This is a genomic window from Salegentibacter echinorum (assembly GCF_900129445.1).
Lineage (GTDB): Bacteria > Bacteroidota > Bacteroidia > Flavobacteriales > Flavobacteriaceae > Salegentibacter > Salegentibacter echinorum.
In genome coordinates this window covers 481,644-495,045 of record NZ_FQVT01000001.1, presented here as the reverse complement: position 1 = coordinate 495,045, position 13,402 = coordinate 481,644, and the positions used below count along the sequence as shown (strand labels likewise).

The following is a 13,402-nucleotide window of genomic DNA, read 5'->3' as shown; positions in this document are numbered from 1 at the left end:
TTAAAATTCTAGCATTGCTTTGCTAAGACCACAGTCTTAAAAAAGCAATGCCACTCCTTCTCTCTATTGGATGTATTAATTACATTATCAACTACACTCCGAACCAATTCCAAATCCGACCGAAATCATGGGCTCCTTAGACGGAATTATGAAAAAAGCCCGGGAAACCTACCCAGGGTTTGATCCTTCTTATATTAAAATGCCAGATAAAGAAGGTGATAAAATAAGGTTTTACGGCCACACCGATACCGACCTGCCTATTCATTATAAATTTTCAAATTACGTAGATTACAATCCCAAAACCGGAAAAGAAACAACGAGCTTTTTCATTAGGAATCAGCTTTTTTCTACACATTTATTAAGTATCACCTATCCCCTACACTTTGGTGATTGGGGTGGTATTCCTATAAAAATCTTATATACATTTTTTGGCATTGCTCCCGGCATCCTCGCGGTTAGCGGATTTCTAATTTGGCGACAAAAAGGAAAACGCAAGAAAAAATTGAGTAAAAAGCAGAAAAACAGAAAACTGCAGTCGGCTTAATTCGATTATTCTTTTCTGGCAAAAACTAACCAATTGACAGAAATTCTATGTGTTAATTCTTCATTTATTTCTCAATTAGCAGTTGATTTTTAAATGGTTTTATAAGTATTATACATATATTTATCAGGTTATATGCTATAAATACAACTCCACTTCATGCAAGATCCCAATACCTCTACCACTATTTCTGAAGCTTTATTAAAAACCTATAATAACTTTATAGATCAGCTACCGGGCATTGGGATAGGAATTTTAATCATTATCCTGGGTACACTTATAGCTACGTGGATTGGTAGATTTGCAACCAAAAGGATATCGGCTAGAACCCACGACCCGCTAATGAGCCGTTTTTTAGGCAAGGCCATAAAATTTACTTTTGTTAGTATCGCTATAATGCTTGCTTTAAAAGCAGCAGGATTGGGTGGTATTGCCACAGGAATTCTCACTGCAGCCGGTGCCAGTGCGGTCGTACTTGGATTTGCCTTTAAAGATATTGGAGAAAATTTTATAGCTGGAATTATTCTGGCTTTTAGCAGACCTTACGATGTAAACGACACCGTAGATATAGACGGGAATTTCGGAAAAATAAAAAGCCTGGAATTTCGATATACCAAACTCAAAACTTTTGATGGAAAAGATGTTTATATTCCCAATAGCGACGTACTCACAAAACCGGTAACCAACTTTACCGAAGATGGTTTCTTTAGATGGGATTTTATAATTGGTATTGCATACGAAGATAATATTACCGGCGCCAAACAAATTATTCTAGATGCTTTAAAAAAAGAAGAAAATGTTATTGAAGACGAAGAACATGAAAATTTTGTCATTGAAGATAAGTTAGATACCAGTACAGTGAACCTAAAAGTCTACTTTTGGGTAGATACGACAGATTTTAGACGGATGGCACTAATCACCAAAGGCCTTGTAGTAAAGAGCGTTAAGGAAGCCTTAGAAGAAGGTGGTTATTACCTACCGGCCGATATTCAGGAAATTAAGCTCTACGGTGGAGAAACAGATTTCCCGGTACGCCTGGAAGATTTATCAAAAAGCAAGCAGGACAAATCTAAAAAATCAAACTAATACTGCTATTTCTTCCGAAGTAAATGAGCAAGGGAATAAAGAGAAAAATGAACGAGTTTGATTGCGCCCTCTAATTTGGTATTAGATCGCAGTACCAGAAATTAAGATCCCAGCTGGTTTTTTCTGAAGAATCATCTTCATCTTTAGATGGTTCATAAGATTTTTGCACTACTTCACCAATTTTAAAGGGAATAGGTGCTTTAAAAATAGGACCATTAAAAACAAAAGTATGAAACTCCCCATTTTCACCGCAAGGATCCACACCTTTAGGCAAATCTTTTAGAAAAGAAGCGTCCAGTTCTCTTCCGCAGAAAGATTTATCTAATTTATTGGCATTAACGCATACCACAATAGCTTTAAACCCAAGCCTAATAAACTCTTCCATCAACCGGCGCGTATTTTCCTGCCACAATGGAAACACAGTGTCCAGACCAATTTCATTAAGCTGTTTTTCCCGATATGCTTTTAAATCTTCCAGTAAAATATCTCCAAAAACACTATGGGTAAAACCTTCGTTAAGTAGTTTTTGTGTTTCACTTTGCATGATCTCGTTATAATCTTCCATAGAAATCTCACCGTGCAAAGCAATCTTATGTAAGGGCAAACCAATACTTTCGGCTTGCATTTGCAGCAATTCTTCTCGCACCCCGTGCATAGAAATACGGTTGAACTTTGTATTTACCGTAGTCACCAGTTTTTCTACGGAATACTCCTTTCCATCACGTAAATTATAGAGCGATAATGCGGCATCTTTCCCGCTACTCCAATTTAAGTAGGCTTTTTTCATTGCTTTTCGATCAAAAAACTTTCAATGGCAAGATCGTAACTGGCAAGCCCAAAACCAAAAATCACTCCCTTTGCATTTGCGGAAAGAAACGATTTTTTCCTAAAATCTTCGCGGGCGTGTGTATTGGAAATGTGCACTTCTACCACCGGCGTTTTAATCGCTTTAAGTGCATCCCCCAAACCAATGGAAGTATGTGTGTAAGCCGCAGCATTGAGCACTACTCCATCAAACTCATGATCGCATTCGTGCAATTTATCTATCAACTCACCTTCAATATTACTCTGAAAATAGGAAAGTGAGGTATTTTTAAATTTAAATTGAAGTTGCGAAAAATAATTCTCAAAAGACTTATCTCCATAAGTTTCCGGTTCCCTGGTTCCTAATAGGTTTAAATTGGGACCGTTTATAATAAGTATTTTCATAGCGAAAATTGCTTTATTTAATTGATTAATGGTAAAGTTAAAAAAATACTTTAGGCACTCTAATTAAAACTTAAAAACAAAAAAATGCGAAGGAAAATTCCTTCGCATTTTTTCATAGGTGTTATTTCAATTCTTCTTAGAACATATAACCTACACCAAATTGCCATACTGAGTTGTGTACATCTAAGTCATCAAAAGTATCAGTAAAGCCGTAGTTATAACGCGCCTGTACAAAGAATGCATTGTTGAACTTGTATTCAAGTCCGGCAACTCCGCCTATCTCAAAATCTTTTGGTTCTGGCAAAACACCTGGGTTGTCAATATCTCCTCCATCTTCAAGAGGTTTATAATCTATCTCATCATTAACTACAAAGTTAAAAGATGGACCAGCTTGTAAACTCAACCCATCTACAAGGTAGATTTTAGCCAGAACGGGTACATTAATGTAATCTAGTTGATATTCAATATTATCATCAGTATCTAAAAAATTATCCTGATCGATATCTTTGATATCATACCCCTGGCCTGAGTACATTACCTCTGGTTGAAGAGAGAATTTATCCATCAATGGAATTTCAGCTAATAGTCCAACATTAAAGCTGGTTCTAGATTTGTCTGAGCTAAAATCATCTCCCGTGAAATTAGCAATGTTTAAACCACCTTTTACACCAAAATTCCAGTATTCCTGTGCAGAAAGTGTAGTGGTTCCAAATAATACTACCGCGATAATTAAAATCGACTTTTTCATAACGTATATCCTTTTGTTTGTGTTACTGGAGCAAATGTAGGAAGTGCATTCTTAATAAAATGTTAGCCAAACCTAAAGTATTACTAAGATTAGCGCCAATTTAATTATATCTTTAACGTATGAAATGGACTACAGCATTACAGGACTATTGTAATTATTTAAGGATAGAACGCGGACTCTCAGAAAACTCCATTACCAATTACAGGTTGGATATTGTAAAACTCATACGGTTTTTAGACGTTAAAAATATTGAAGCCTCTCCTCTTGATATTTCTGAAGAAACCGTGCAAAAGTTCATTTATGAAATTGCAAAAGAAGTAAACGCCCGTTCACAATCGCGAATAATTTCAGGCTTACGTGGGTTTTTCCATTTTTTTGTTTTTGAAGATTACCGAAAAGACAATCCTTTAGACCTCATAGAGTCTCCAAAAATAGGACGTAAACTTCCCGATACCCTTTCAACGGAAGAAATAGACCTACTAATTGCATCTATAGATCTAAGTACCAATGAAGGAGAACGAAACAGGGCAATTCTAGAAACGCTCTATGGTTGCGGATTACGCGTTAGCGAGCTTACCAACCTTAAAATTTCAGACTTGTTTTTTGATGAAGGTTTTATTAAAGTAACCGGAAAAGGAAACAAGCAGCGATTTGTGCCAATTTCAGACTACACGAAAAAGTTTATCAATATCTATAAAAATGAAGTAAGGTCGCATCAGTCACCAAAAAAGGAAGCTTCAGATATTCTATTTTTAAACCGAAGAGGAAACCAACTAACCCGGGCGATGATCTTCACCATTGTGAGAAGACTCGCCGAGAAAGCGGGGCTTTCAAAAAAAATAAGTCCGCATACTTTTCGGCATTCTTTCGCGACCCATTTATTGGAAAACGGCGCTAATCTAAGAGCGATACAACAAATGTTAGGTCACGAAAGCATCACAACTACCGAAGTTTATATGCACGTGGACAGCAGACACCTAAGGGAAGTGATGGAAAATTTTCATCCCAGGCGTTAATTCTAAATGGCTGTAGTTCAATTAAGCTATTACTATTGGAATGAATTGGCATTCCGTCTCGAGCACTAGAGAGAGGAATCTATTCTCTTTGAATAAAGATTCTGAATGACAAACTAAGATATCATCCTAAAGCTCTCTGTTTTTAAAATAATGAGGCTTTAAAGTTGAGTGAAAACAGTTTTTCCAGAGTATTAAAATTGGGTTAAACCTTAAGGGAAATTCGAGCTAACCGTGGAATATTATTAAATTCAGCAGTACTAAAACAAACCGGGCAACCTAAACTCCCAGCAATACGTTGATACCATTTTTAAAATTTGTTGGCACAAGCGCGCCCTAAAAAAATATCTAATGAAAACTTTAAAATTTAAAAACGGTGATGAACTGCCGGCAATAGGTCTTGGAACCTGGAAATCTGAAGATAAAGAAGTAAAAAAAGCAGTAAAAATTGCTTTAAATAATGGTTATAGGCATATAGACTGTGCAGCTACTTATGGCAATGAGGCAGCAGTAGGAGAAGCTTTAGCTGAAGTTTTTGCTGAAGGAAAGGTAAAGCGTGAAGATGTTTGGATTACCTCAAAGCTTTGGAACAACGCCCATAAAAAGGAAGATGTAATTCCCGCTTTAAAAAATACCTTAAAAGATCTACAATTAGATTATCTTGACCTTTATCTTATTCACTGGCCGGTTGCATGGAAACCAGAAGTGGATTTTCCTGAAAACGATGATGACTTTCTTTCCCTGGAAGAAGTTCCCATTATTGAAACCTGGGAAATGATGCTGGAAGCAAAGAAACAAGGTTTAACGAAACACGTGGGAGTTTCTAACTTTAGCAGTCTTAAGCTGGAGGATTTAATGGAAAAAACTAAAGAAAATCCCGAATTGAACCAAATAGAGCTGCATCCTTATTTACAACAAAATAAATTACTGGAATTCTGTAGCACCCATAACATACATGTTACCGGGTATTCTCCATTAGGAAGTGGCGACCGTGCCGAAGCCTTAAAAGCCGATAACGAACCTTCGCTTTTGGAAAATTCAACAATAATGAAAATTGCCAAAAAACACGGTGCAACTGCGGGACAGGTACTTATTAAATGGAGTGAATTGCGCGGAAATGCGGTAATACCAAAATCTACCAATGAAGGTAGAATCATAGAAAATCTGGAGAGCACCGGCGTTAACCTGGATGAAGATGACCTAAAAGCAATCGCCGATTTAGATCGCCATTTTAGGTATGTGAACGGTAAGTTTTATGATACCAAGGGTAATTCTTATACCAATATTTTTGATGACGATAATTATAGTCGATAAACTTTCTGGTTAGAAGACCTAAAACCTATAAAAAGAAAAAACCTCCCTGGTTTTTACCAGGGAGGTTTTATTATGATAATTAGGAATTTCCGTTTAACCGAAATTTATTTTCCTTCCATTTTATCTTTTAAAGCCTGAAGATCTGCATTAACATCACCAATTGTGGTTTTGTCTTCGTTTTTAGCAGCTGCTTTCTTAGCGGCTTGCTTAACGATTTGCTGTTCTTCTTCTTTGTGAATCACCATATGTGAAGCAACAACTCTCTTGAATTCTTTGTTGAATTCAATGATTTGAAATTCTGCGCTTTCACCTTTAGTCAATTTGTTACCGTCTTCTTTTTCAAGATGTCTGGTAGGAACAAATGCAGTGATATCTTCGTTAAAGTCTATAGTTGCACCTTTGTCAACGATCTCTGCGATCTCTGCGGTGTGTTTAGTACCAACAGCAAACTCAGATACGTATTTATCCCAAGGGTTATCTTCCACTTGTTTGTGACCAAGGCTCAATTTACGACCTTCTACATCTAATTCAAGAACTACAACCTCAAGCTCATCACCTACGTTAGTAAATTCTGATGGATGCTTGATTTTCTTAGTCCATGAAAGATCAGAGATATAGATAAGTCCGTCGATTCCTTCTTCCAATTCTACGAATACACCAAAGTTGGTGAAGTTACGTACAATTCCTTTGTGTTTAGAACCAACAGGATATTTAGAAGTAATATCTGTCCATGGATCTGGAGTTAATTGCTTAATTCCAAGAGACATTTTTCGGTCTTCACGATCTAAAGTTAAGATTTGAGCTTCAACCTCATTTCCTACATTTACGAAATCCTGAGCTGAACGCAGGTGCGTGCTCCATGACATTTCAGAAACGTGGATAAGACCTTCAACACCTTCAGCAACTTCAATAAAGGCACCGTAATCTGCGATTACCACAACTTTACCTTTTACTTTGTCTCCAACCTTAAGGTTTTCGTCAAGAGCTTCCCATGGGTGTTTGCTTAATTGCTTAAGACCAAGCTGAATTCTTGTTTTAGCCTCATCAAAGTCTAAAATTACCACGTTTAGTTTTTGATCTAACTCAACAATCTCATTTGGATGGTTGATTCTAGACCAGCTAAGGTCGGTAATGTGTACAAGTCCGTCAACTCCTCCAAGATCCACAAATACTCCGTAAGAAGTGATGTTTTTAACAGTACCTTCAAGTACCTGACCTTTTTCAAGCTGCCCGATAATTTCCTTCTTCTGCTCTTCAATATCGGCTTCAATAAGCGCTTTATGAGAAACTACAACGTTTTTAAACTCGTGATTAATTTTCACAACTTTAAATTCCATTGTTTTTCCTACGTAAGCATCGTAGTCACGAATAGGCTTCACATCTATTTGAGAACCTGGCAAGAAAGCCTCAATTCCAAATACATCTACGATCATACCACCTTTAGTTCTGCATTTCACAAAACCATTAACGATAAGACCTTCGTCGTGTGCCTGGTTAACACGTTCCCAAGCCTTAATTACACGAGCTTTACGGTGAGAAAGGATTAATTGTCCTGTTGCGTCTTCACGAACATCTATTAAAACCTCAACATCGTCTCCCTCTTTTAAATCTGGGTTGTAACGAAATTCGTTCAATGAGATTACGCCTTCACTTTTTGCGTTAATGTCTATAATTGCATCACGATCTGTAATATTAATTACTTTTCCTGTTACAACTTCGTCATTTAAAGTGTCTACGAAATTTTCTTCAACCAATTGCTCAAACTCTTCAAGCTTTTTATCATCAATTGGATCTATGCCCTCTTCATAATTGTGCCAGTTGAATTCTTCAAGAAATTTTTCAGGATTTTCCTGTTGCTCGCTGGGAGCCGGTTGTGAAGAAGTAGCCATTCCGGCTACCGGTTGAACGTCCAAATTTTCGTCTTGAACGTCTTGTTTTTTGTTTTCTTCAGCCATTGCTGATTAAGAATTTGTATTCTGTATTCTTCGGAAAAAATTAAGCAAATAAAACACAGAAGCGGATTAAATTTTTGATTTTCACCCCTTTTCGAATTTCCGACTCTTTGCCAAAAAGGGCTGCAAAATTACAATAAATTTTTCTATTTTCAAATATTGGTTGAATTAATAAATTTTAATCTACCGGTCAAAATAACCGATAACTCAAAACAGGCCAATTCTCACCCTTCAATTTTATCTTTTGCTAATTTTAAGACTTTCTGAAACTGATTATCAAGGGTCATTTCAGAATTGTCTATTTCAACAGCATCTTCAGCCTTTATTAATGGAGAATCAGCTCTCGTAGTGTCAAGGTAGTCCCTTTCTTTAACGTTTTCCAACACTTCTTCATATGCAATTACATCGCCTCGGGCTTTTAATTCATCATATCTACGTTGGGCTCTTTTTTCAGTAGAAGCAGTCATAAATAATTTTAAATCGGCCTGCGGAAACACCACGGTTCCTATATCTCTTCCATCCATAACCACAGCCTTATTTTCGCCAATTTTCTTCTGAATTTTTACCAGCATTTTTCGCACATCAGAAATAGCGGCTACTTTACTTACCTGCTGGGAAACTTCTAAACGACGTATTTCTTTCTCCACATTTTCGCCATTTAAATGCACCTCGCCATATCCAAGTTCCTTATTAAAAACAAAACTGATATTAATAAAAGGCAGCTGTCTTAAGATGGCTTCTTTATCAAAGTTGGTTTCAGAAACCAACATTTTTCGCATTAGATAAAGAGTTACTGCACGATACATCGCACCGGTATCTACATACACATAGCCTAATGCTGCCGCAAGCTGTTTGGCTACTGTACTCTTTCCCGTCGAAGAATATCCATCTATGGCAATTGTGATTTTATTTTCCATAATTATATTTTAATAAGGAGCGCAAAACTAGTTAAAAGCTTTCCTAATTTGAAGTTTTAATAACAAAAACATAGCGACTTAAGATTTTAAAAAGCTATCTGGAAAATTCTTATTCACTTTCACCTTTAAAAAAAATGAGAAAATTAATGATTCTAATATGAACTTTAGTTAGATATGAAACTTAAATAATGTACTTAGAAATTCGAAATTATATTTCGAAACAATAATTAATTACATCCTTCTTTCACCAGGATTTCTTGAATTTTTCTAATATAAGTTCAGCAGCTTTAACCGGAGAAATTTTGGAAGAGGAAATATCTTTTTCCAGTTCCTTAAGTGGATTAGAAATTTCTTCAGAAGCATAAAACATATCTTTTAAGCCTTCATTGATATTGTTGTACATCCATTGAATTTCCTGCCGGTTGCGGTTTCTATAAAAATAGCCGTTTTTCTCTACCAGTTTTTTATATTCCATTACTTTACCCCAAACGATATCCATCCCTATATTTTCTATAGCGGAAGCTGTGCTGGTAGCCGGGCTCCAACCAGAGTCACCTACGGGAAAAATTTGCAAGGCATTTTGGTATTCTCGTTTTGCCAGTCTGCTTTTTCTCACATTATCGCCATCGGCCTTATTAATTACCACCATATCTGCCATTTCCATGATTCCTTTTTTAATACCCTGTAACTCATCCCCGGCACCGGCCAGCATGAGTAGCAGGAAGAAATCTGTCATATTATGCACTGCAGTTTCAGACTGCCCTACTCCAACGGTTTCTATAAGGACCACATCATAACCTGCAGCTTCGCAAAGTAAACGTATCTCCCCGGTTTTATTGGCCACTCCCCCCAGGGTTGATCCTGTTGGGGACGGACGAATAAAAGCCTCTTCCATATTGGCAAGTTCTTCCATCCTCGTTTTATCACCAAGAATGCTACCCTTGGTACGCTGGCTACTGGGATCTATAGAAAGAATGGCTACTTTATGTCCCTGGGCAATAATATGCTTTCCAAAAGATTCGATAAAAGTGCTTTTCCCAACCCCAGGAACCCCAGTGACTCCAATACGAATAGATTTCCCGGAGGAAGGAAGAATTCCCTGAATAATATCTTTAGCTAGAACTTTATCACTTTCTAAATTGCTTTCAATAATAGTTATTGCACGGGAAAGCAGAATCCTGTCTTCATTTAGAATCCCCTCAACATAGGTTTTTGCGGGAAACCTGCCTCTTGGTTTATATTTTTTCATAATTATAATTCACAAATTTTATCGCTGCATTCTCGTTACATTGCTTGTTGGTTAAAGAGTATAAAAATATAATCTATTTTTTCTGAAGAAATATTATCTCTAACTTTTTAATAATGAACCTGCTCCCCTTACTGTTCAATAAAAGGTTTGTCTCGTGTGGTGTTTTGCAATATTATAGCGTCAACGCCCCTTTCGCAATAAATTTACACTTTTGTTGACCTCAAGAACATCTTTAACGTCCGGTAAATAGTAACTGAAAACGTCTCACAGAAATAACAACATTTCAAAAAGTGAAATATAATTTTAAAAATTGCGTTTACGAATTCAAAAAAACATTACAGGAGACGAACGGGACATCTAGCAGCATTTTTTACGAATATATATAATTAATATTTCGATCTTCTTTCTTGTTTCTCTACTCTATTACCTATCCTCTACTATCTTTTCTCTTTTTTTCTCTGTTCCATACTCCTTTTTATTTACTGTTTCAATCAAAAAAAACCCCCGAAAACCGGGGGCCATTATTAATCAACATACTCGACCCAGGGGTACGAGGTATGCTTTTTAAAAAAAATCTTTTATTTCGAGGCAAGCCCGGGGAAATTAAATCCCTGGCTATCGCCCCGCGATTAAAGTTTCTTTGGGTTTTTCACTTTTTGATTGGTCAACGCCAAATCTATCACTTCACTCATATCGTTAACGTAATGAAAAGTAAGACCTTTTAAATAATCTTCTTTAATCTCCTTGATATCCCGTTCATTTTCTTTACAAAGAATAATCTCTTTTATTCGGGCACGTTTAGCAGCGAGGATTTTCTCCTTTATCCCGCCAACTGGCAACACCTTTCCACGCAAAGTAATCTCCCCGGTCATAGCGATACTTTTCTTCACTTTTTTCTGTGTAAATAAAGAAACTAACGAAGTAAGCATAGTAATCCCGGCACTGGGTCCATCTTTTGGGGTAGCACCTTCGGGAACGTGGATGTGTACATTGTATTTTTCAAAAATTCCAGAATCAAGACCAAGTTCCCCGGCATTGGATTTAATGTATTCCATTGCAATCGTTGCCGATTCCTTCATCACTTTCCCCAGGTTTCCGGTAATATTCAGGTTTCCTTTTCCTTTAGAAAGAATAGATTCTATAAAGAGGATATCCCCGCCTACTTGTGTCCAGGCAAGTCCTGTCACCACTCCGGCTACTTCGTTATTTTCATACTTGTCGCGCTCCAGTCTTGGGCTACCAAGCACTTCTATCACATCTTCATTGCTTACCTTAATATTGTAATCTTCTTCCATCGCAATATTCATAGCCGCATGGCGCACCATTTTTGCAATTTGCTTTTCAAGACCACGTACCCCCGATTCCCGGGTATAACCTTCAACAATTTTCTCAAGTTGTGGTTTCCCAATTTTAATATGTTCTTTGGTAAGGCCGTGTTCTTTTAATTGCTTAGGAAGCAAGTGTTGTTTCGCAATTTCAACTTTTTCCTCAATAGTATAACCGGTCACGTTAATAGTTTCCATACGGTCTCTAAGAGCCGGTTGTATTGTATTTAAGGTATTTGCAGTAGCTACAAACATCACCTTAGAAAGATCGAAGCCCATCTCTAAAAAGTTATCATGGAATTCACTATTTTGCTCGGGATCTAAAACTTCCAATAAAGCTGAAGACGGATCCCCGGCGTGGCCTATACTTAATTTATCTATCTCATCTAAAACAAACACTGGATTACTGGTACCCGCTTTTTTAAGCGACTGAATAATCCTACCCGGCATCGCCCCGATATAAGTCTTACGGTGTCCCCTTATTTCGGCTTCATCACGTAATCCACCCAGAGAAATTCTTACGTATTCACGACCAAGGGCTTCGGCCATAGATTTCCCTAGAGAGGTTTTCCCAACGCCTGGAGGTCCGTGAAGACATAGGATGGGAGACTTCATATCGTTACGCAGTTTGAGTACCGCGAGATATTCTATAATTCGTTTTTTTACATCGTCAAGTCCGTAGTGGTCACGGTCTAAGATTTTTTTAGCTCGTTTTAGATCGAATTTATCTTTACTAAATTCATTCCACGGAAGGTCTAAAAACAGGTCTAAATAGTTTCGCTGAATGGAATACTCGGCCACCTGCGGATTCATACGTTGCATTTTAGATATTTCTTTCTCAAAATGCTTTTGTACCTTCTCGCCCCACTCTTTCTTCTTGGCGCGTTGACGCATTTCCTCGATTTCATCTTCGTGTGAAACCCCACCAAGTTCTTCCTGAATGGTCTTCATTTGTTGATGTAGAAAATACTCGCGTTGCTGCTGGCTCATATCACTTTGCACCTTGCTCTGAATGTCATTTTTAAGCTCCAATTTCTGGTACTCCACATTCATATGCCTTAAGGTGGCCAGGGCACGTTCTTTAAGATCGTTTGTTTCCAATAAGGTTTGCTTGTCTTCTACCGCAAGGTTCATATTGGAAGAAACAAAATTTATAAGAAAGGACGAGCTTTCAATATTTTTAATGGCAAAAGATGCCTCGCTAGGAATATTGGGACTGCCCTTAATTATTTGCAGCGCTAATTCTTTTATGGAATCGATAATAGCAGGAAATTCCTCATTCTCATTGGCCGGTCTTGCTTCGGGCACTTCCTTAACCGTTGCTTTCAAGTAAGGATCTTCGCTAACAATTTCATCAATTTTAAAACGTTTTTTACCCTGAATGATCACGGTAGTATTACCATCGGGCATTTTTAAAACTCTTAAAATTCGCGCAACTACACCTGTATCGTGAATATCCTTGGCTTCAGGATTTTCTACTTCCTCATCTTTTTGAGCAACCACACCAATGATTTTAGAATCGTTATTGGCTTCATTAATCAATTTAATAGAAGTGTCCCTTCCTGCGGTAATAGGAATTACCACCCCGGGAAATAATACAGTATTACGCAAAGGTAATATGGGTAATGTTTCAGGAAGTTGTTCCCGGTTAATTTCCTCCTCATCTTCCGGAGTCATTAATGGGATTAAATCGGCATCCTGATCTATATCTTGCAATGACAAACTGTCAAAACTCGTTAATTTAGTCTTAGGCATAATTTATTTTAAGTCAAACTGTCACAACAGTCTGTGGTTCTTAATCTTTTTCTGATTCCCTTATTCCCTATTTTTAGTATAGTTAAGGCTTTTTTATGCAATTTCAATTAGATGTAGTCAATTCCTGTGCCACCCTCTTTTTAAAATAATTTTTCTGAAAACTGTAACAAATCAATTTCTAAACTATCTTTAGGTTACAGCATACTTATTTTAAAACCGATATTTTGTTGAGTTTTGCTTTAACCTGAAATACTCCTGAGTTTAACTGCGATACGATAGTGCGATTAAGTTTT

General features: G+C 37.1%; 11 protein-coding genes. 4 read left to right on the top strand and 7 right to left on the bottom strand.

What is annotated here, in order from left to right; translation table 11 throughout:
- Nucleotides 1-127 precede the first annotated feature (127 nt).
- Nucleotides 128-544: a PepSY-associated TM helix domain-containing protein gene (locus BUA71_RS02275; RefSeq protein ID WP_072876286.1), complete on the top strand. Its 417-nt coding sequence runs from the start codon at nt 128-130 to the stop codon at nt 542-544.
- Between the two features lie 156 nt (nt 545-700).
- Complete coding sequence (locus BUA71_RS02270) at nt 701-1,627, top strand: mechanosensitive ion channel family protein (protein WP_072876284.1); 927 nt, start codon at nt 701-703, stop codon at nt 1,625-1,627.
- Nucleotides 1,628-1,697: 70 nt separating this feature from the next.
- Here BUA71_RS02270 and BUA71_RS02265 read toward each other — a convergent pair whose 3' ends face one another.
- From BUA71_RS02265 to BUA71_RS02255, 3 genes are all read right to left on the bottom strand, one after another.
- Nucleotides 1,698-2,414, bottom strand: coding sequence for a Dph6-related ATP pyrophosphatase (locus tag BUA71_RS02265; protein ID WP_072876282.1), 717 nt, complete (start codon nt 2,412-2,414; stop codon nt 1,698-1,700).
- Complete coding sequence (gene aroQ / locus BUA71_RS02260; protein WP_072876280.1) at nt 2,411-2,836, bottom strand: type II 3-dehydroquinate dehydratase; 426 nt, start codon at nt 2,834-2,836, stop codon at nt 2,411-2,413. Before aroQ ends, BUA71_RS02265 begins: the two co-directional genes overlap by 4 nt.
- A gap of 136 nt (nt 2,837-2,972) precedes the next feature.
- Nucleotides 2,973-3,584: a porin family protein gene (locus BUA71_RS02255; RefSeq protein ID WP_072876278.1), complete on the bottom strand. Its 612-nt coding sequence runs from the start codon at nt 3,582-3,584 to the stop codon at nt 2,973-2,975.
- 119 nt (nt 3,585-3,703) lie between these two features.
- Here BUA71_RS02255 and xerD point away from each other — a divergent pair, with 119 nt between their 5' ends.
- Both xerD and BUA71_RS02245 read left to right on the top strand, forming a co-directional pair.
- Nucleotides 3,704-4,600, top strand: a complete 897-nt coding sequence (gene xerD / locus BUA71_RS02250) for a site-specific tyrosine recombinase XerD (protein WP_072876276.1) — start codon at nt 3,704-3,706, stop codon at nt 4,598-4,600.
- Nucleotides 4,601-4,948: 348 nt separating this feature from the next.
- The gene (locus tag BUA71_RS02245; protein ID WP_072876274.1) at nt 4,949-5,911 is read left to right on the top strand and encodes an aldo/keto reductase; all 963 of its coding nucleotides are present in this window, start codon (nt 4,949-4,951) and stop codon (nt 5,909-5,911) included.
- 104 nt (nt 5,912-6,015) lie between these two features.
- On the opposite strand, the gene rpsA is transcribed toward BUA71_RS02245, so the two are convergent.
- The 4 genes from rpsA to lon form a co-directional block, all read right to left on the bottom strand.
- Nucleotides 6,016-7,866, bottom strand: coding sequence for a 30S ribosomal protein S1 (rpsA, locus tag BUA71_RS02240; RefSeq protein ID WP_072876272.1), 1,851 nt, complete (start codon nt 7,864-7,866; stop codon nt 6,016-6,018).
- A gap of 221 nt (nt 7,867-8,087) precedes the next feature.
- A complete protein-coding gene (cmk, locus tag BUA71_RS02235) occupies nt 8,088-8,780 on the bottom strand; it encodes a (d)CMP kinase (RefSeq protein WP_072876270.1) in 693 nt (230 codons plus the stop codon).
- 244 nt (nt 8,781-9,024) lie between these two features.
- Nucleotides 9,025-10,029: a methylmalonyl Co-A mutase-associated GTPase MeaB gene (gene meaB, locus BUA71_RS02230; protein ID WP_072876268.1), complete on the bottom strand. Its 1,005-nt coding sequence runs from the start codon at nt 10,027-10,029 to the stop codon at nt 9,025-9,027.
- 629 nt (nt 10,030-10,658) lie between these two features.
- On the bottom strand, nt 10,659-13,109 hold the full coding sequence (gene lon / locus BUA71_RS02225; RefSeq protein ID WP_072876266.1) for an endopeptidase La: 2,451 nt from the start codon (nt 13,107-13,109) through the stop codon (nt 10,659-10,661).
- Between the last annotated feature and the right edge of the window lie 293 nt (nt 13,110-13,402).